The organism is Kitasatospora sp. NPDC001309 (assembly GCF_042896295.1).
In the GTDB taxonomy this organism is placed as follows: domain Bacteria; phylum Actinomycetota; class Actinomycetes; order Streptomycetales; family Streptomycetaceae; genus Kitasatospora.
The window spans coordinates 334,519-351,742 of the sequence record NZ_JBIAXC010000001.1 but is presented as its reverse complement, the minus strand read 5'-3'; the positions used below and the strand labels follow the sequence as shown (position 1 = coordinate 351,742).

Here is a 17,224-nt window from a genome sequence, read left to right as displayed (position 1 = left end):
CCCCGGTACGGCCGCAGCCGTACCGGGGCCCATGGGTTCACCCGTCAGTCCCCTACCGCCCCCGCGGTCACATCCGCATCCGCAGGCGGCAGACCACCGCGTCGGTGTGCCGGCGCAGGGCGCGGTCGATCACGGCGCCGCGCCGGTTCTGCAGCGCGCGCTGCCACCAGTGGGCGGGCTCGACCTCGGGGATCAGCACGGTGAGCCGGTCGTACGCGTGCTCCTCGCCCAGCTGGTTGACGAAGTCGGCGATCGGCTGGCCGAGCCGCCGGTGGTCCTCCGCGATCTCCAGCAGGGGCACGCCGGGCTGCCACAGCTCCCAGTCCCGGCGCAGCGCCTCGGCGTCCGCCGGGTCGTGCACCACGGTCACCGCGAACACCTCGTCGCCCAGCGAGAGCGCCGCCGACAGTCCGTCCCGGGTGAGCCGGGTGATGGCCGTCACCGGGACCACCACCAGGCTGCGCTGACGGGTCACCGCGCCCGGCACCCGGCCGAGTTCCAGCCGCTCGCCGATCCGCCGGTAGCTGCGGTGGATCGCCTCGAACAGCACCACCAGCAGGGGCAGGGCCACCACGATGCCCCAGGCGCCCTCGGTGAACTTGGTGCCGGTCACCACGAGGGTCGCGACACCGGTCAGCACCGCGCCGAAGCCGTTCAGCGCGGCCTTCCACCGCCAGCCGGCCGGGCGGTTCAGGTACCAGTGCCGGACCATGCCGACCTGGCAGATGGTGAAGCCGACGAACACGCCGATCGAGAACAGCGGCACCAGGTCGTTGACGTCGCCGCCGGAGCCGACCAGCAGCGCGGCCGACACCGCGGCCAGGAACAGCACGCCGTACCGGTACACCTGGCGGTCGGCGCGCAGCGCGAAGACGTGCGGGAGGTGGTTGTCCCGGGCGAGCAGGTCCATCAGCACCGGCAGGCCGCCGAAGGAGGTGTTGGCGGCGAGGCCGAGCAGCACCACGGTGGCGAACTGGACGACGAAGAAGCCGGCGCCGTGGCCGAGCGAGGCGTCCGCGAGCTGGGCGAGCACGGTGACGCCGTCGACCGGCTGGAGGTGGAAGCGGCCGATCAGCACGGCCAGGCCGATCAGCATCACGCCGAGCAGGGCGCCGAGCGCGACCTCGGTGTGCTGGGCCCGCTTCACCCGCGGGGTCCGGAAGGAGGGGACGGCGTTGGCCACCGCCTCGACGCCGGTCAACGCCGAACAGCCGGCCGCGAAGGCCTTGAGCAGCAGCAGCGCGCCGACCGCGGTGGCGTTCTCGGCGAGCACCGAGGCGTGGCCGGCGGCGGCCGCCGTGCTGGCCGGGGCGTCCCGGAACAGGCCGACCACGATGATCGCCAGGATGGAGAGCACGAAGACGGCGGTCGGCACCAGGAACCAGCGCGCCGACTCGGCGATGCCGCGCAGGTTGACGGCGGTCACCAGGGCGAGCACGCCCAGGCAGAGCCAGACCCGGTCGTCGTACAGGCCGGGGATCGCGGAGGTCAGCGCCGCCACTCCGGCGGTCACCGAGACCGCGACGTTCAGGATGTAGTCGATGACCAGCGAGGCGGCCGCGGTCAGCGCCGTCCGGCGCCCCAGGTGGGCCTTGGCGACGGCGTACGAGCCGCCGCCGTCCGGGAAGGCCGCGATCACCTGCCGGTAGGAGGCGACCAGCACCGCGAGCAGGACGGCGATCGCCACCGTGACCGGCACCGTGAAGCCCAGCCCGTACGCGCCGGCCGCGGCCAGCACCAGCACGATCGACTCCGGGCCGTAGGCCACCGAGGCCATCGCGTCCAGCGACAGCGCCGCCAGGCCGCCGAGCGCGCTGAGCCGGTGCCGCTCGTCGCCCGCCCCGGTGTCCGGCGGTTCGTCGGCCGTGACGGCCGGGGTGGAGATGGCGCTGGACATCGGACGGACCTCCGCAGTCGGTAGTTGCTCCGAATCCTGCGGTTCGCGCGCCCGGGGCGCGCCCGTCCCCTACGCGTTCCTGACGCCGTCACCAGCGCCCTTGACGCGGCCTTGACGCCACCGCCGTACGGCGGAAGGGGGGCTTGGCGGGGGTGGGGTGAGCCGTGGTCCCGGCGGGCGCCGGTTGGGAAGACGATCAGCTCGGTCGAAGGACTCCCACCCCCGACCCCCCACTCTGCTGCCCACAAAACGTAATTGCAAGCTATGTGCAACAAGTGCCCGACAACCCCGCCCGGACGCCCCCGCCGTTCGATTCCGCCCGGACCGCACGAAAAAGGCCCCCGATCCGCGTTTCCGCAGATCGGGGGCCGTTTCTCTATCCTGTGGCTGGTGCAGGGTTCGAACCTGCGTAGCTTGCGCGACAGATTTACAGGCCGCTGACCAGGCACGCTCTGACCAGGCAACTCTTGCTCGCGACCCGGATCTGGTCCGCCACTGGTCCGGATCATGGTCTCGACGACCTCTCCCAGCCCCACTCCCCCAAGCACTTTACGGGCCGGTCCGGGCAGCGATCTCCGCTGCCCGGACCGGCCCTTCTGTGTTCCTGATCACGCTCCGCCAACCGGGTTGCCGACGCCGAGGTCGAGCCGCGCCTGCAAGTGGTAGGCGTTGAGCAACTCGACCAAGGCGGCGCCGTCCTGCACGCCGCCGTGCTCGCGGGCCGCGATCTCGGACTCCCACAGCGCGACGTTCACCGCCTTCGCCGCCTCCACCGCGGCCGGACTCGCCAGCAGAACGAGCGTCTCGAAGAGCGCCGACCGCTGAATCTCCGCCCGCTCCATCGTGGCCAGGAACTCCGCCCGCTCCGTCGACCCCGCCTCGGCGTCGACGGCCCGCTTGGCCACCGCGGCGATCTCCTTCACACAGGTCGCGTACTGCACGTAGGTGTCGAGCTTCCGCTCATCCCACCGCGAGGCCATCAGCCGACGATGCTTGACCCGCTCCGCCCACCCGGTGGCCACGAACGAGGTAAGCGCCCCCAGCAGGACCCCCACCAGCGTGACGATCTGAGTAATCACCGGCCAGAACCTACCGACGCCAAACACTCCGCAAAAGACCGAAGCCCTTGCGGCGGGCCTGCTGCAGAGCGCCACAGGCCGGCCACCCGCTCACCCGACTGCTGGCCGAGTCCGAGGGGGGTGTTTTTTGTTGTTCTGCACGGCCGGACGACCCCGGTTCGATACGGTCTGACGCAATCAGAGCTGAGGTTGGGGGCGGTTGTGGTTCCGGGTGTGGAGATCGCTGCCGGGTACGTGTTCGCGTGGCTCGTACGCAAGGCGAAGCTAGTCACTGGCCGGGCGGACGGAGAGGTAGACCGCGCGCTTGAAGCAGGGATGGACCGTCTCCATGACGCAGTAAGCCGCAAGCTCGGACAGGACCCGGCGCTGGAGCGCACTCGCGAGGAAGCCGAGGAGGGCCGGGAGGAGCTGTCGGAGCGGACCCGACGCCGGCTTCAGGACTCGCTGGAGGACGCCGTCGAGCGGGACGAGGACTTCGCCACGCTCTTGGAGAAGCTCGTTGACGAGCTGCGGGCGTTGCGGGGCTCGGGCGGGGCGGATCCGGCAGGTGGTGATCGAATCGAGTTCAACGGGGGCACGTTCAACGGTCCGGTACAGGGCAAGGGCACCCAGAACATCCACTACGGCACGCACTCCAAGTGACCGAAGGACTCCCCCGCACCAGGACTGGGTCTTGGGGCGATCACGTCGAGTTGAGCGGCGGTACCTTCCAAAGCCCTGTCCTGGGCAAGGGAACCCAGAACATCCACTACGGAGCGCCACGGCCGCCCAGATCCTGGCCGCACCAGGTCGGCACGATGCCACCACAGGCGGTCTGTTTCCAGGACCGGGCGGAGAGCGCCCAGTTGGTGACGGCACTGTCGGGCGGCGGGACTGCTGTGGTCGCGCAGCCCTCCCCAGCGGGGGTGGTCGTGGGGTTGGGCGGGGTCGGCAAGAGCCAACTCGCCGCGCACTACGCCCGCGCCCTCTGGCAGGCCGCCGACCTGGATGTGCTGGTCTGGGTCACGGCCACCACGGCCACCGCCGTCGTCGATGCCTACGCCAGGGCCGCCGAAGAACTGCTCGGTTCCTCCGCGCCGGACGAACCGGAGCGTGCGGCGGCGGCGTTCCTGGCCTGGCTCGAACCCAAGGCGGCTCAGCAGCAGTGCCGGTGGCTGGTAGTCCTGGACGATGTCGTCGACCCTGCGGGCATGACCGGCCTGTGGCCGCCGGCCTCTCCGACCGGCCGAACGCTGGTCACCACCCGCCGCCAGGACCCCGCCCTGACCGCTGGCCGGGCTCTGGTCACAGTCGGCGTGTACACCCCCGATGAGTCCCGCACCTACCTTGCCGACATGCTGGCTGGCCACGGCCTGACAGAGGCCCCCGAAGCCTTGGACGGACTCGCTCAGGACCTAGGGCACCTGCCGCTCGCCCTGGCCCAGGCTGCCGCCTACATCGCCGAACTCGCCGACATCGGTATGACTGTGACCGCCTACCGGCGGCTGTTCGCCGACCGCACCACTGCCCTAAAGGACACGGCCCCCAACCTGCTTCCCGACCAGCAGTCACGGACGGTGGCTGCGACCTGGACTCTGTCTGTTGAACACGCCAGCACGCTCCGCCCTGTCGGCCTCGCCCGCCCGATGCTCCACCTCGCCGCGCACCTCGACCCCAACGGCATCCCGGACGTCGTCCTCACCAGTGTCCCGGCCCGTAGCCACCTCGCCCAGTACGCGGACATTGTGGGCGGCGAAAACAGTGATCGAGAACAGCGGCACGGTCTCATTGCCCGGTTCCTCCGCAGGCGTGCCAAGCCCGCGCCCATCCCACCAGTGAGCGAGGACGCCGCCCGAGCGGCTCTGAGCGCCCTGCGCCGACTCAGCCTCATCGAGTACACCGCTGGCACCCCGCATGCTGCGGTCCGCACCCATCAACTTGTCCAACGCGCTGTCCGGGACACGCTCACCCCAGACCAGCATCATCAGGCCGCCCGTGCTGCCGCGGATGCTCTCATGGCGGCCTGGCCCCGGATCGAGCGCAACACCGCTCTCATCCAGGCCTTGCGCGCCAACACCGGATCCCTTGCAGCCTGCGCCGAGAACGCCCTCTATCTGTTCCACGTCCACGCCGTCCTTGCCCGCACCGGCGACAGCCTCGCTGAGGCTGGCCAGGTGGAGGCCGCCTGCGCTCACTTCCGTCACGTTGCAGAGCTGGCCCATAAGCGGCTCGGCTCTGACCACCCTGACACCCTTGCCGCCCGCGGAAGCCTCGCTTCTTGGCAAGGCGCGGCTGGGGACCCAGCCGGCGCTGCAGCGGCGTTCGCCGACCTACTGGCCGATCAGATGCGGGTGCTGGGCCCAGACGACCCCAACACCCTCACCATTCGCAATGACCTCGCCCACTGGCTAGGCGCTGCAGGGGACGCAGCTGGCGCCGCAGAAGCGCTCGCCGACCTACTGACCGATCAGATGCGGGTGCTGGGCCCAGACCACCCCCACACCCTCACCACCCGTGGAAACCTCGCCTCCTGGCGAGGCGAGGCAGGAGACGCAGCTGGCGCCGCAGAAGCACTCGCCGACCAACTGTCTGACCGGGCCCGGGTGCTGGGATCAGACCACCCGGACACCCTCGCCACCCGCAACAATCTCGCCTCCTGGCTAGGCGAGGCAGGAGACGCAGCCGGCGCCGCAGAAGCACTCGCCGACCTACTGACCGAATGCACGCGGGTACTCGGCCCAGACCACCCCCACACCCTCACCACCCGTGGAAACCTCGCCTCTTGGGTAGGCGAGGCAGGAGACGCAGCCGGCGCCGCAAAAGCACTCGCCGACCTACTGCCCGAATGCACGCGGGTACTGGGCCCAGACCACCCCAACACCCTCACCACCCGAAACAACCTCGCCTCCTGGCGAGGCGGGGCGGGGGACGCGGCCGGCGCCGTAGCAGAGTTCGCCGACCTGCTCACCGATCAGATGCGGGTGCTGGGCCCAGACCACCCCGACACGCTCGCCACCCGCAGCAACCTCTCTCACTGGCGGGGCAAGGCGGGGGACGCGGCTGGCGCTGTAGCAGAGTTCGCCGACCTGCTCGCCGGTCAGATGCGGGTGCTGGGCCTAGACCACCCCGACATCCTCACGACCCGAAACAACCTCGCCTCCTGGCTAGGCGAGGCAGGGAATCCAGCTGGCGCCGCAGCAGCGCTCGCCGACCTACTGCCCGAATGCACGCGGGTACTGGGCCCAAACCATCCCCACACCCTCACCATCCACAACAACCTCGCCCACTGGCAGAAGAGTGCCTCACCAGAAGGCAACAGAGCCCCAAAGCCCGACAACTAGGTCAGGGCGTCCGCGATGAGTTTCATCGAATCCACGGTCACCACGGCGCCAGCAGCAGCGAGTTTGGCATCTTTACCGGGCTTGTTCGCGTAGCCGATCGTGGGAACGCCAGCCGCTTCCCCGGCTTCAACGTCGCGGACCGCGTCACCGATGAAGATGCAGTGCTCCGGCCCGATGCCCGCGGCTTCCATGGCTTCGAGCAGGAGGCGCGGGTTCGGCTTCATGGAGGACGGGTCGCCCGGGGCGCGGCCGAAGACGCCGGCCACGTAGTCGCTGAGGCCGTGCTCGGTGAGGTAGGCCTCGATAGCCGTGCCTGCGTTGTTGCTGACCACGGAGACCAGGCGGCCGGAGCGGGCACACGCGTGGAGAACCGATTCTCCGCCCGGGGTCGGCCGAGCAACCTGGACGGCTTCGGTCTCCAGCGCGGCCAGCGCGGCGTCCGTGCTCTCCGTGAGATCGGGGCGGGCGCCCGAGAGCAGCCGGAGCAGGGCGAGCGGGTCGGTCTCCTCCTCCGCCCCGGCTGGGGCCTGCTCGCCCGCGGCGAGCAGGCCCTCACGGAGTCGGCGCGCGACCTCCGGGGCGGGGAGGCTGGCGAAGACCGAGCACACCGGGCCGTCGAAGTCGAGGAGCACGTGCTTCACCGGCCGCAGCACGTCGGCGAGTTGCTGAGGAGTGGCGGTCATGGCTGCCGCTCGTAGGCGATCGTGGACCACACGCTGTCGAACCACATCTGGGCCTGCTGGACGTACTGCGATCCGAGCGAGGCATCGTCCGGGCCGGCGGCGTGGTGGAACAGGGTGGTGTCCTTGCCGGTCACGTCGTAGAAGGTGTGGGCGGTGTCGTCGATGGCCACGGTGCGCTCGCGGAGCGGGTAGAAACCGAAGAAGGCCTCCGACCGGTTCAGGATGTACAGCTTGAACAGGCTGGATGCCCGGTGCACCTTGACCTGGACGCTCGCCTTCTGGACGAGGCCCAGCTCAGCCAGCATCTCCACAGAGTGGGCGATCCCGCCGGCGTTCGTCAGGGCGATGTTGCGGGCGCGCTGCCGGAGGGCGGCCTCGTCCTGGAGCCCGTCGACCAGGACCGGCACGGCCATCGGCGCCGTGGTGTCCGGCAGCAGCAGGCGGACCGTGATGGATTCCGGTGCCAGCCGGCCGGAGCGGACCTTGTCGAGCGGCTCCTGCAGCGCGTTGTGCAGCGTCTCGCTGGAGAAGCCGGCGAAGTCGAGGGTCACCTGCTGCTGTTCGAAGGCCGCTTCGAGGTGAGGCCGCAGCCCGACCGGGCGCGAGGTGCGCTCCCGAACGAATGAGCCACTCCCCTGCCGGGTGACGATCAACCCCTCGGTGCGGAGCAGGTCGAGCGCCTTGTCCACCGTGCCGCGCGCCACGCCGAAGTGCTTCGCCAGCTCGGGGCCAGAGGGCAGTTTGTCGCCGGTTTCGAAGCCCGGCTTCTTCGTGAGGATCGAGGCCCGCAGAGAGCTGCCGACCTGCTGATACGGGGGGCGAGAGTCATCCGGGTCTAGGGCCATGCGCCAATGCTAGGGGAGGTGCCCAACAGGCGCGAGAAACCCAACTCTCTTGACCTGCCTAAGCAGGTTGTCTATGTTGTGAGTGCCGCACCGAGTGAGACAGGGGCGACACAGAGGGGCCTCCTTTGGGCTGCTCTGAGCTGCACAAATGCGCCTATGGGGATAGGCGAAGGGGCCCGGGACAGATCGGGCCGAGGTCGACCGCGCCTTGGCATGCGGATGGCATGGACCGAGAGGTCCGCGTCTGCCCTGAAAGACGCACCCCCCCGCCAGCTCACCGCCGAACTCCTCGGCGCCGGACCGGCGCGGTCTCAGCGAACGAGTGTCTTTGGTCCCCGATCCGCCCCGTATCCATAACTGCGGGCGCGGGTCGGGGGTCATGGCTGCTCATGACGTGACGAGTAGCCGGCCCTGAATTCGGGGCCGCCGCGCTTTCCTTGGCCGGGCGCGCGGCAGCCCCTGGGGCCCACCTCCCACTGGAAGAGGTAGACCCATGAAGTCGATTGTTGCAGGTCAACACGCCCTGAGCACCGAGGAGTTCGCGGAGCTGGCGTTGGGCGTGGACGAGGAACTGTTCGCCGGCGTGGTCGGCGAGTCGGCGGTCGAGCGCCAGGCCCGGTTGGACGTGGCGTACGCGGTGCTGGCGGACCTGCGCCGGGAGGACCCGGAGCTGGCCGCCTACGCCGAGCAGCAGATGAAGATGGCGCCGGTGCCGTTGCGGTTCCGGGCGATCGTCCGCCGCACCGCCGGCTTCGAGCTGGTGGCCGCGTGAGCGGGCTGGGCGACTACCGCGCCGAGCGGCGGGCCGACCGCCAGGCCGACCGCGCCGACGCCCGAGCGGACCGCCGCGATGAGCGCGAGCAGAACCGGCTCGACGCCGAGGCGGCCCGCCAGCGGCGGGAGGCCGATCAGCGCGCCGCTGAGGAGGCCCGGGACCGGCGGCGGGCGGCGCGGGCCGAGCGGCTCGGCCGGGTGACCGGGTGGGTGACGGCCAACCCGGCGCGGGCGTTCGTCCGGTTCGTGCAGGCGTGCTCGATCGTGCCAGCCGTGGTGTCCCAGGTCGCCGCGCTCGACGGCGCGAAGGTGTACCTGCTGCTCGCAGTGCTGCTGGCCGCGATGCTGGAGGGCGGCGCGTGGGCGCTGGTCGCCATGGGCGCGCAGGCCGAGGGCGAGCGCTCCACCCGCACCTACCGCCTCGGCGCGTGGGCGGCCGGCCTGGTCGCCGGGGGCATCAACTTCGCCCACGGCTGGCAGCAGTACCCCGCGCACTACTGGGTGGCCTTCGTGCTGGCCCTGTCCAGCATCGGTGCCGTCTGGATGACCGACCTGCAGACCCACGGCGACCGCGGCCCGACCACTGCCGAGAAGAAGCAGGCGAAGGAACGGGCCGAGCACACCCGCCGCCGGGCCGAGCACCACCCCGAGGTTCGGGAGGTCGCCGACCGCCTGCTGTCCGCCGCCCCGTTCGGCGTGCTGCCGGCCGACGAGGCGTGGCGCATCGCGTGGGAGTACGTCCACGGCGTCACCGTCCCCGGCCTGACCGCCGACCTGCTCGCCCAGCGGCTCAACGCCCGCGCCCGGGTGGCGGAGCTGAGCGTCCTCCCGGCGCCCGCCGATCTGTGGCCGGGAATGCCCGACGACCCGTTCCCCGCCCTCACCCTCCCGCTACCCTCCGGGCCGTCCGACGGCATCTACCTCGACACCGTTCCCGACGAGCTGCGGAACGCTTCCCCGATCACGGTCGAAAGCCTGGAAGCCCTTTACGGAACGGGGTCGTACGCACCCGCACCCGATTCCGAGGCTCCCAAGGCGGGCCACCCGGACGAGGCGATCGGGAACGCTTCCGCGACTGCCGGGGAACGCCCCCTCGACCCGGCCGACATCGCCCGGGTCCGCGTCCTGGCCGACAACCTCGCCGCGCGCGGCGAGGAGCTCAGCACCAGGAAGGTCCGCGACGCCCTCGGCTGCCGCAACGACTACGCCGTGCGCCTGCGCCGCCACGTCGACGCCGAGCGCAACAACCCGCCGGCCGCCGCCTGAGCGTCCGCTGCGAGGACATCTCCCCCCTCCCCCAGATCCGCCCCACCACGTGCACAGCGAGGGCAGTGTCATGACCCTGATCAGCATCGCACCCCCCATCCCCCCGATCACCCCCGAAGACCGCGCCCGCGCCGCCGCCGGCGCCGACCGCGTGCTGACCGTCCAGGTCGGCAAGACGGGCGGTGCCCGGTGAACACCATCCGCAACGTGCCCGGTCTGGGCATCGCCCGCCTCGACCACGGCGGCCTCGCCTACCGCCTCGCCGAGCCGCTGACGATCGACGAGGTCGCCGGCCTGCCCCGCGAGGCCTGGTGCCACCGCCTGACGGTCACCGACGCCTGCGCCGGCGGCCGCTACGCCGCCGAGTTCCACGCGATCTGCGAGCTGGACGGCGAGCCGTTCGTCCTCGTCGGCCGGATCGGGGAGTGCACCTGATGCGCGGCTTCGGCAAGAAGCAGCCCGCTCAGCCCACACAGTCCCGCCAGCAGCGGAGGGCGAAGGCCGTCCGCGAGGCGGACCGCGCCGGGCACGCCGCCATGGACGCCAAGACCCGCCGCACCACGGCCCTGGAGGCCGACCCCGTCCGCGCCTGGTGGCGCTCCTCCTGACCCGCCGTCCGGGGCCCGGTCCCAGCCGGGCCCCTTCTCTCCCGAGAGGAGACAGCCGTGATCTACCTGCTCTGCCTGCTGCTGATCCTGGTCGACGTCGGGCTCGCCGTGTGGGGCCTCTGCGAGTTGGCCCGCCGGGGGTGGCTGCGGTGACGATCCCCCCGCCCCCGACCCAGCCGCCGACCGTCGGCATGCCCGACGCCGAGCCCGAGCCCGTCGCCGAGTGGTGGCGCAAGAGCGGTCCGTGGAACCAGCGCACCGCTCCCGAGCCCGAGGCCGAGCCCGTCGACCTCCGCAAAACCGCCCTCGGCGACTCCGGCGAGGACCAGGCCGACGAGGACCCGGTCGACGAGGCCGGCCCCGCCGACCCGCAGCATCTCGCCCCGCCGCCCGCCCCCGCCTACGACATGGACAGCCTGGTGAATCGCCTGGGCCTGCTGATCAGCGAGACGCCGGAGGAGCGGGCCGAGCGCATCCGCAACGAGCGCGAAGACTGGTACCAGCGGCAGGGGGAGACCCCCGAGCAGCGCAAGGCCCGGCACCGGGCCGAGCGGCTGGCCCAGCGCCGCAAGGCCTCCGTGCTGTGGCGCCAGCCCCAGTCCGAGCGCGCCCGGCGCTTCCGCCGCTGGTGCATCCTCACCACCGCCTCCGCCGTGGTCGGCTTCAACGTCGGCGCCGTCCAGCTGGCCGCCCACCTGCCCCTCACCGTCGCCGCGTTCGCCGCGGCCGGCGCCTGGGTCCTCGATCTGCGCATGCGCAGGTGGGGCCACGTCCGGGTGTCCGAGGTCCGCGGCCCCGGCGCCCTCACCGTGCTGGTCCTCGTCCGGGTGCCGCTCGCCTCCGCCTTGGTCGGCGCCCTCGGCCTGGCTCCGCTGGTCACCCTGCTCTCCAGCTCCCACCACTGACCGTCAGGAGACCACCATGGACACCCAGCTGCTCGGCTCGTTCGGCTCCGGCGGTCTCTGCCTGGCCATCGCCGTGTGGATCATCCTCGGCAGCCGGAAGGCCGAGAAGCAGGGCAAGCTCGCCAAGAAGCACAAGGACGAGCACACCGCCTGGCTGATGATCGTCTTCGGCATCTTCGCGGCGGGCGCCGGCCAGGCGTTCAGCGCACCGGGCACGGTCGGCGACGCCCTGACCCACGCCTTCACCTCGCAGAGCCAGGCGTTCGGCAACGTCGGCGCCGGCGCGGTCGCCGCGATCCTGACCCTCGCCCTGTTCGGCACCAAGCCCGGCCCGTGGAAGGACAGCATCCTCGGCGCCACCGTGCCGTCCGTCTACGCCGCCGCCGGCGGGATCTGGGCCCTGCCGCTCACCGTGATCGGCTCGGTCCTCAAGGGCCTGGTCGGTGCCTGATGAAGCTGCACCGCTACCTCGAAGGCGTCTCGGTCACCGCGTTCGGCCTGGGCAACAGGCTGATCATCCGGGCCGTCCGGCCCCACGTCGAGAAGGTCACCATCACCCGCCAGCAGGTCGGGGGAGCGCTCGCCCTCGGCCTCTTTCTCTCCCCCGTCCTGGCCCGGCCCGTCGCCCGGTACGCGCCGACCACGGTCACCGTCCTCCTCGTCCTGTGGGTGGTCGTGGCGGTCGTGGTCGGCAACACCGAAGCCGCCGCCGAACTGGCCGAGGCCGACCAGGCCGCGAAGGAGAAGCCGGCCAAGGCCAAGGCCGAGGAGCAGGAAGAGGCCGCCGCCAAGGCCGGGCCCGACGACTCCGACGACCAGGACGACGAGCTGCAGGACGCCCCCGCCGAGGCCGATCTGTACGCCCTCGTCCGGTACGTCGCCGGGATGTCCGACCAGGGCACTGCCGCGCACCTCTCCCACGTCCTGGAGGAGGGCCAGGCACGGGGCCTCTTCGGCGGCTGGAAGATCCCCGATCTGAGGGGTCACCTGGAGGGCCTGGGAGTGGGCCTGGTGGAGGGCAAGAAGCTCACCTTCAACGGGCGCCAGCGCAACCGCCTCGCAGTGCTGCTGGATGCCCTCCCGGAGGCCGCCCCGGGCACCGTCCCTGCGGTTGCCCAGAAGGCCGCCTGACCCCGCTCCCCCGCCCCCTCCTGACACCCCCTCTCGGGCGGTGGTAGGGCGGTAGGAACCGCAGGTCAGCGCCTGCGTACCGCCCTCCCGGCCGGCCCCCTACCTACCGCCCTACCGCGCCAATCCACACCCCTCGGCAACCTGGCGCTGCGGCCCCGCAATGGCCGCCGGCGCCGGGCTGCCTGATGAAAGGCAACACCGTGAACGACGACTACGACGAGTTCGACGCCGCCGACTGGGCGCCGGGCGAGTGCGACCACTGCACCGGCGGCGAGCCCATCGAGACGCCGCTCGGACTCATCTACTGCGCCTGCCAGATCGGACAGGGCGCCGCCCCCGAGGACTGCCTCTGCGGCCCCGAGGACGACTGACCGACCGCCCAGCACGAAGCCCCGCAGCAACCGTCGACCTTGCCGGGTAACGGGCGGTTGCTGCGGGGCCAATCCGATCCCCTCTCAGAGATCAGAGGACTCCAGCATGCCCGGAAACACCACCTCGCCGCAGCCCCGTTGCGAGGCCGCCCACCTCGGCGACGCCAGACCCTGCGAGGGCCCGCTCGACGCCGTGACCGTCCTCGACCGCCACGGCGACGCCGCCGGGGCCTGCGTGCACCACGGCGCGCGCCTGTACGCCAGCCTCGTCGACCCGCGCGTCCGCGTCGGCAGCGTCCCGGGCGCGGCCATCGAGGTCTACTACCGCGCCCAGACCACCTCCGCGTTCGCCTGGCTCGATCACCACCAGCTCCCCGACGAGGAGGAGCGGTGACCGAGAACTCCCTGAACGTGGTCCCGTTCCGCCCCGAGCCCGCCGACGTGAAGGCCGCCGAGCAGGCCGTCATCGGCGCCGCCCTGCTCGACCCCGCGCAGATCCCGGCGCTGGCCGCCCAGCTCGGCGACCCGAGCGCGTTCTACCACCTCGCGCACGAGACGATCTGGCGCGCCATCACCCGGATGGCCGGCGGCGACCGGCCGGTCGACCCGATGCTGCTGGCCGGTGTCCTGCGCGCCCAGGGCGACCTGGGCCGCGTCGGCGGGCCCGGCTACCTGCACGCCTGCGTCGAGGCGACCCCGACCGCAGCCAACGGCGACTACTACGCCGAGATCGTGCGCCTCGCCGCCGAGCGCCGCCGGATCGGCACCGCGACCAGCCGCCTCGCCAACATGGCCATGGCTGGCGAGGACCAGGCCGACCTGGACGCCGTCCGCACGGCCGCGCTCTCCATGCTCGCGGACCTCGCCGCTGGAGACACCTGGCTCGACCCCGTTCCGCTCGGCTCCCACGGAGCCCTGCCGACCTTCCCCGTCCAGGCCCTGCCCGAGTGGGTCGGCGCCTACGTCGCCGCGGTCGCCGAGTTCACCCAGACCCCGCCCGACGCCGCCGCGACCATGGCCCTCGCGGCGCTGTCGACCGCCGCTGGCGGGCGAGTGAACGTGGAGATCCGGCCCGGCTGGCGCGAGCAGTCCAACCTCTACCTGACCTGCGCGATGCCCCCGGCCAGCCGTAAGTCCGATGTCTTCGCGTTCACGATGGGCCCGGTCTACAAGGTCGAGGCGGAGCTCCAGGCCGGTGCCAAGGCGGTGATCATCGAGGCCGAGACCGCCAAGGACACCGCGCTGGCGGAGGTCGACGCCCTGACGGCCAAGGCCCGCAAGAACCCCGACCTCGACCGCACACGGCTCATCGCGGAGATCTCCGCCGCGAAGATGGTCGCCGAGGAGATCACCGTCCCGCCGACCCCGCGGCTGACGCTGTCCGGAGACATCACCCCGGAGACCGTCAACAGCCAGCTCTCCGTCCACCGGTGCCTGGCCGCGCTCTCGCCGGAGGGCGACCTGTTCGACAGCATGGTCGGCCGCTACAGCAGCAAGCCGAACCTGGGCGTGTTCCTCCAGGCCCACAAGGGCGAGCGCCTCCAGGCCGAGCGCATCACACGCGAGCAGCCCACGGTCGACAAGCCCGCGCTCACCATCGGCGTGACCCCGCAGCCCGCTGTCCTCCAGGAGCTCGGCACCGCCCCCGGCGCCCGCGACCGCGGCCTGCTCGCCCGCTTCCTGTACTCCCTGCCGCCCTCCAACCTGGGCTACCGCAAGGTCCGCACCGCGCCGATCCCCGAGCAGGTCGCGAACGCCTACGACCGCAACCTGACCCGCCTGCTCCGCGCCATGACCGACCTCACCGAGCCGGTCACCGTGCTCATGGACCAGGCCGCCGACCTCGCCGTCGAGCGACTCCAGGAGCGGGTCGAGGTCCAGCTCCGCCCCGACCAGCCGCTCGCCCACATCAAGGACTGGGCCGGGAAGTTGGTCGGCCACATCGCCCGGATCGCCGTCCTGCTCCACCTCGCCGACCGCATCGCCTCCGACCGGGACAGCAACGCCTGGCGTGCCGGCCTGGAGGCCGCCACCGTCGAGCGCGCCGCCGAGATCGCGGACTACTACACCGCCCACACCCTCGCGGTCTTCGACCTCATCGCGGCCGACCCCGCCACCGAGGACGCCCACGCCCTCCTCCAGTGGCTCCAGCGGCCGAAGAAGGACGGCACCCACCGCACCCACATCAAGGCCCACGACGCCGTCGCGTCGTCCCGGCGGTTCAAGAAGGTCGCCGACGTCGAACCCGCCCTGCACCTGCTGGAACAGCACGGCTGGCTCCGCACCGACCAGCCCACCGCCAGCGGTCAGCGCGGCCGGCCCCAGGCCGTCACCTACCGCGTCCACCCGGCCGTGAGCACCCCCACCGCCGCAGACGCGCCTGCGTAACCGTCAGGGATGTCAGGACAAAGCCCTGACCAGGTCAATCGCCACCGGACGGCCCGCCAGGGAACGTCAGGGCTGTCAGGGGATAACCGAAATCCCCTGACAGCCCTGACAACTCCTGACGCCCCGGCATGGGCCATATCCGCAGGTCAGCGAGTTCCCCTGACATCCCTGACGCTTTCCGGCCCCAGTCCCCCACATGGGCCGTGATGCACCACAACCACCATCCGCACCCGCCAACGGAGGGGCCGTCATGGCCGAGAAGGACCCGAAGCTCAAGCTCCGCGCTGTCCTCGAAGAGATCGACATGTCTCGCGCCGCGTTCTACCGGATGAGGGCCCGAGGCGAGGCCCCGAAGATCCTGAAGCTCCCGAACGGCCAGCTCCGCATCCGTCGCAGTGCCCTCGACGCCTGGTGGGCCGCGCAGGAGCAGGACGCCGCCTGATGCCCACCTCGTACAAGGTCAAGTTCTGGGACCACCGCCACCGCCCGGACCGGCGGGCCCCCTGGATGGTCCGCTGGACCGTCGCCGGGAGGGAGTTCTCCGAGTCCTTCCTGACCAAGACCGCGGCCGACGGCCGGAAGTCCGAGCTGATCTCCGCCCTGCGCGACGGGCAGCCGTTCGACGTGGACCGCGGCCTGCCGCTCTCCGAGCTCCGCAAGGAGAAGCAGATCAGCTGGTACGAGCTCGGCCGGAAGTACGTTGAGGCCCGCTGGGAAGGGGCCCCGGCCAAGACCCGTACGACCTGGGCCGACGCCCTCGCCACGGTCACGTTCGAGCTGGTGAAGTCGAAGGCCGGCATGCCGGACAAGCGGCTCGTCCGCCGGGCGCTCTACAGCTGGGCGTTCAACATGAACGCGTGGGAGGAGGAGCCGCCGGCGGACTGGGCCAAGGCCTTGGCGTGGGTGCAGAAGCAGTCCGTGCTGGTCTCCGCCTTCGAGGAGCCGCCGATGGTGCGCCGCCTGCTGAACGCCCTCGCGGTGAAGCTGGACGGCAAGAAGGCGGCCCCCTCGGTCATCCTGCGGAAGCGCCGCATTCTGGGGCACCTCTTCGGCTACGCCATGGAGGAGGGCTATCTGACCGCCAACCCCCTGCCCACCGTCCAGTGGCAGCCACCGGAGGCCGAGGAAGAGGTCGACCCGGGCCTGGTGGTCAACGAGGACCAGGCCGCCGTGCTCATCGAGGCGGTCGGGCGCCAGGGGAAGCGCGGCGCCCACCTCAAAGCCTTCTTCGCCTGCCTCTACTTCGGCTGGCTGCGGCCGGCGGAGGCCGTGTTCCTCACGCTCTCGCGCTGCCACCTGCCCGCCGAGGGCTGGGGCTACGTGGTGCTGGACGAGACCCGACCGCGGGTCGGCTCGTCCTGGACGGACGACGGGACGTCGCACGACAAGCGCGGGCTCAAGCACCGGGCCGAGAAGGCAACCCGCCGCGTTCCGATCCCGCCCGAGCTGGTGGCGATCCTGCGGGAGCACATCGCCGCCTTCGGCGCCGCGCCCGACGGGCGGCTGTTCCGGACGTCCCGGGGCGGGATGGTGCAGGAGAGCGGGTACGGGGTGGTCTGGCAGCGGGCCCGCGCCGAGGTGCTGTCGCCGGCCGACTGCGCGACGAAGCTCGGCAAGCGGCCGTACGACCTGCGGCACGCCGGGATCTCGCTCGGGCTGAACTCCGGAGTCGACCCGACCGAGGTCGCTCGGCGGGCCGGGCACAGCGTCGCGGTCATGCTCCGGGTCTACGCGAAGTGCCTGCACGGCACCGTCGAGTACGCCAACGAGCTGATCTCGAAGCGGCTCAACCGGAACCGCCCGGTGCCGCCGGCTCCGGATCCTGGTCCGTAGCTGGTCCGGATGCGCTGGTCAGGGCTGGGATTCGGGCGAAACGAGGTGAGACAAACCATCCAAAACGACCATCCGGCGTGACCAGCGTTCGAACACAACGAAACAGGCCCTGATCTGCGTTTCC

General features: G+C 71.5%; 19 protein-coding genes. 15 read left to right on the top strand and 4 right to left on the bottom strand.

What is annotated here, in order from left to right; genetic code table 11:
• Positions 1-67 precede the first annotated feature (67 nt).
• Positions 68-1,897, bottom strand: a complete 1,830-nt coding sequence (locus ACFY2K_RS01685) for an APC family permease (RefSeq protein ID WP_380521317.1) — start codon at positions 1,895-1,897, stop codon at positions 68-70.
• A gap of 608 nt (positions 1,898-2,505) precedes the next feature.
• Positions 2,506-2,976, bottom strand: coding sequence for a hypothetical protein (locus tag ACFY2K_RS01680; RefSeq protein WP_387709183.1), 471 nt, complete (start codon positions 2,974-2,976; stop codon positions 2,506-2,508).
• 213 nt (positions 2,977-3,189) lie between these two features.
• Here ACFY2K_RS01680 and ACFY2K_RS01675 point away from each other — a divergent pair, with 213 nt between their 5' ends.
• Complete coding sequence (locus ACFY2K_RS01675; RefSeq protein WP_387709182.1) at positions 3,190-3,618, top strand: hypothetical protein; 429 nt, start codon at positions 3,190-3,192, stop codon at positions 3,616-3,618.
• A gap of 206 nt (positions 3,619-3,824) precedes the next feature.
• Positions 3,825-6,296, top strand: a complete 2,472-nt coding sequence (locus ACFY2K_RS01670) for a tetratricopeptide repeat protein (protein WP_387709241.1) — start codon at positions 3,825-3,827, stop codon at positions 6,294-6,296.
• Here the strand turns inward: ACFY2K_RS01670 and ACFY2K_RS01665 are convergent.
• Both ACFY2K_RS01665 and ACFY2K_RS01660 read right to left on the bottom strand, forming a co-directional pair.
• Complete coding sequence (locus ACFY2K_RS01665; protein WP_387709181.1) at positions 6,293-6,979, bottom strand: HAD family hydrolase; 687 nt, start codon at positions 6,977-6,979, stop codon at positions 6,293-6,295. The genes ACFY2K_RS01670 and ACFY2K_RS01665 overlap by 4 nt on opposite strands.
• Positions 6,976-7,824: a GntR family transcriptional regulator gene (locus ACFY2K_RS01660; protein WP_380533194.1), complete on the bottom strand. Its 849-nt coding sequence runs from the start codon at positions 7,822-7,824 to the stop codon at positions 6,976-6,978. Before ACFY2K_RS01660 ends, ACFY2K_RS01665 begins: the two co-directional genes overlap by 4 nt.
• A gap of 493 nt (positions 7,825-8,317) precedes the next feature.
• Between ACFY2K_RS01660 and ACFY2K_RS01655 the strand changes: the two genes are divergently transcribed.
• The 13 genes from ACFY2K_RS01655 (at position 8,318) to ACFY2K_RS01595 (ending at position 17,100) form a co-directional block, all read left to right on the top strand.
• Positions 8,318-8,596, top strand: a complete 279-nt coding sequence (locus ACFY2K_RS01655) for a hypothetical protein (protein ID WP_387709180.1) — start codon at positions 8,318-8,320, stop codon at positions 8,594-8,596.
• On the top strand, positions 8,593-9,864 hold the full coding sequence (locus ACFY2K_RS01650; protein WP_387709178.1) for a hypothetical protein: 1,272 nt from the start codon (positions 8,593-8,595) through the stop codon (positions 9,862-9,864). The genes ACFY2K_RS01655 and ACFY2K_RS01650 overlap by 4 nt, the downstream gene beginning before the upstream one ends.
• Before the next feature lie 70 nt (positions 9,865-9,934).
• Positions 9,935-10,057 carry a hypothetical protein gene (locus ACFY2K_RS01645; RefSeq protein ID WP_387709176.1) on the top strand — a complete coding sequence of 41 codons (123 nt, stop codon included), beginning with the start codon at positions 9,935-9,937 and terminating at the stop codon, positions 10,055-10,057.
• Positions 10,054-10,299 carry a hypothetical protein gene (locus ACFY2K_RS01640; RefSeq protein ID WP_387709174.1) on the top strand — a complete coding sequence of 82 codons (246 nt, stop codon included), beginning with the start codon at positions 10,054-10,056 and terminating at the stop codon, positions 10,297-10,299. Before ACFY2K_RS01645 ends, ACFY2K_RS01640 begins: the two co-directional genes overlap by 4 nt.
• The gene (locus ACFY2K_RS01635) at positions 10,299-10,472 is read left to right on the top strand and encodes a hypothetical protein (RefSeq protein ID WP_387709172.1); all 174 of its coding nucleotides are present in this window, start codon (positions 10,299-10,301) and stop codon (positions 10,470-10,472) included. Before ACFY2K_RS01640 ends, ACFY2K_RS01635 begins: the two co-directional genes overlap by 1 nt.
• Positions 10,473-10,621: 149 nt before the next feature.
• The gene (locus tag ACFY2K_RS01630; protein ID WP_387709170.1) at positions 10,622-11,377 is read left to right on the top strand and encodes a hypothetical protein; all 756 of its coding nucleotides are present in this window, start codon (positions 10,622-10,624) and stop codon (positions 11,375-11,377) included.
• A 16-nt stretch (positions 11,378-11,393) separates the two neighbouring features.
• Positions 11,394-11,828, top strand: a complete 435-nt coding sequence (locus ACFY2K_RS01625) for a hypothetical protein (RefSeq protein ID WP_280675274.1) — start codon at positions 11,394-11,396, stop codon at positions 11,826-11,828.
• Entirely contained in the window at positions 11,828-12,508 is a 681-nt protein-coding gene (locus tag ACFY2K_RS01620) for a hypothetical protein (protein ID WP_387709168.1), read from the top strand. The genes ACFY2K_RS01625 and ACFY2K_RS01620 overlap by 1 nt, the downstream gene beginning before the upstream one ends.
• 200 nt (positions 12,509-12,708) lie before the next feature.
• On the top strand, positions 12,709-12,879 hold the full coding sequence (locus ACFY2K_RS01615; RefSeq protein WP_387709166.1) for a hypothetical protein: 171 nt from the start codon (positions 12,709-12,711) through the stop codon (positions 12,877-12,879).
• A 106-nt stretch (positions 12,880-12,985) separates the two neighbouring features.
• Positions 12,986-13,273: a hypothetical protein gene (locus ACFY2K_RS01610; RefSeq protein ID WP_387709164.1), complete on the top strand. Its 288-nt coding sequence runs from the start codon at positions 12,986-12,988 to the stop codon at positions 13,271-13,273.
• Positions 13,270-15,267, top strand: coding sequence for a DUF3987 domain-containing protein (locus tag ACFY2K_RS01605; protein ID WP_387709162.1), 1,998 nt, complete (start codon positions 13,270-13,272; stop codon positions 15,265-15,267). Before ACFY2K_RS01610 ends, ACFY2K_RS01605 begins: the two co-directional genes overlap by 4 nt.
• Positions 15,268-15,517: 250 nt before the next feature.
• Entirely contained in the window at positions 15,518-15,709 is a 192-nt protein-coding gene (locus ACFY2K_RS01600; RefSeq protein WP_387709161.1) for a helix-turn-helix transcriptional regulator, read from the top strand.
• The gene (locus ACFY2K_RS01595; protein WP_387709159.1) at positions 15,709-17,100 is read left to right on the top strand and encodes a tyrosine-type recombinase/integrase; all 1,392 of its coding nucleotides are present in this window, start codon (positions 15,709-15,711) and stop codon (positions 17,098-17,100) included. Before ACFY2K_RS01600 ends, ACFY2K_RS01595 begins: the two co-directional genes overlap by 1 nt.
• Positions 17,101-17,224 lie beyond the last annotated feature (124 nt).

Excerpts from the sequence above, each read along its gene's own strand:
- ACFY2K_RS01685 (WP_380521317.1), bottom strand. The coding sequence starts at position 1,897 with ATGTCCAGCGCCATCTCCACCCCGGCCGTCACGGCCGACGAACCGCCG.
- ACFY2K_RS01665 (WP_387709181.1), bottom strand. The coding sequence starts at position 6,979 with ATGACCGCCACTCCTCAGCAACTCGCCGACGTGCTGCGGCCGGTGAAG.
- ACFY2K_RS01660 (WP_380533194.1), bottom strand. The coding sequence starts at position 7,824 with ATGGCCCTAGACCCGGATGACTCTCGCCCCCCGTATCAGCAGGTCGGC.
- ACFY2K_RS01655 (WP_387709180.1), top strand. The coding sequence starts at position 8,318 with ATGAAGTCGATTGTTGCAGGTCAACACGCCCTGAGCACCGAGGAGTTC.
- ACFY2K_RS01645 (WP_387709176.1), top strand. The coding sequence starts at position 9,935 with ATGACCCTGATCAGCATCGCACCCCCCATCCCCCCGATCACCCCCGAA.
- ACFY2K_RS01635 (WP_387709172.1), top strand. The coding sequence starts at position 10,299 with ATGCGCGGCTTCGGCAAGAAGCAGCCCGCTCAGCCCACACAGTCCCGC.
- ACFY2K_RS01625 (WP_280675274.1), top strand. The coding sequence starts at position 11,394 with ATGGACACCCAGCTGCTCGGCTCGTTCGGCTCCGGCGGTCTCTGCCTG.
- ACFY2K_RS01620 (WP_387709168.1), top strand. The coding sequence starts at position 11,828 with ATGAAGCTGCACCGCTACCTCGAAGGCGTCTCGGTCACCGCGTTCGGC.
- ACFY2K_RS01610 (WP_387709164.1), top strand. The coding sequence starts at position 12,986 with ATGCCCGGAAACACCACCTCGCCGCAGCCCCGTTGCGAGGCCGCCCAC.
- ACFY2K_RS01600 (WP_387709161.1), top strand. The coding sequence starts at position 15,518 with ATGGCCGAGAAGGACCCGAAGCTCAAGCTCCGCGCTGTCCTCGAAGAG.
- ACFY2K_RS01595 (WP_387709159.1), top strand. The coding sequence starts at position 15,709 with ATGCCCACCTCGTACAAGGTCAAGTTCTGGGACCACCGCCACCGCCCG.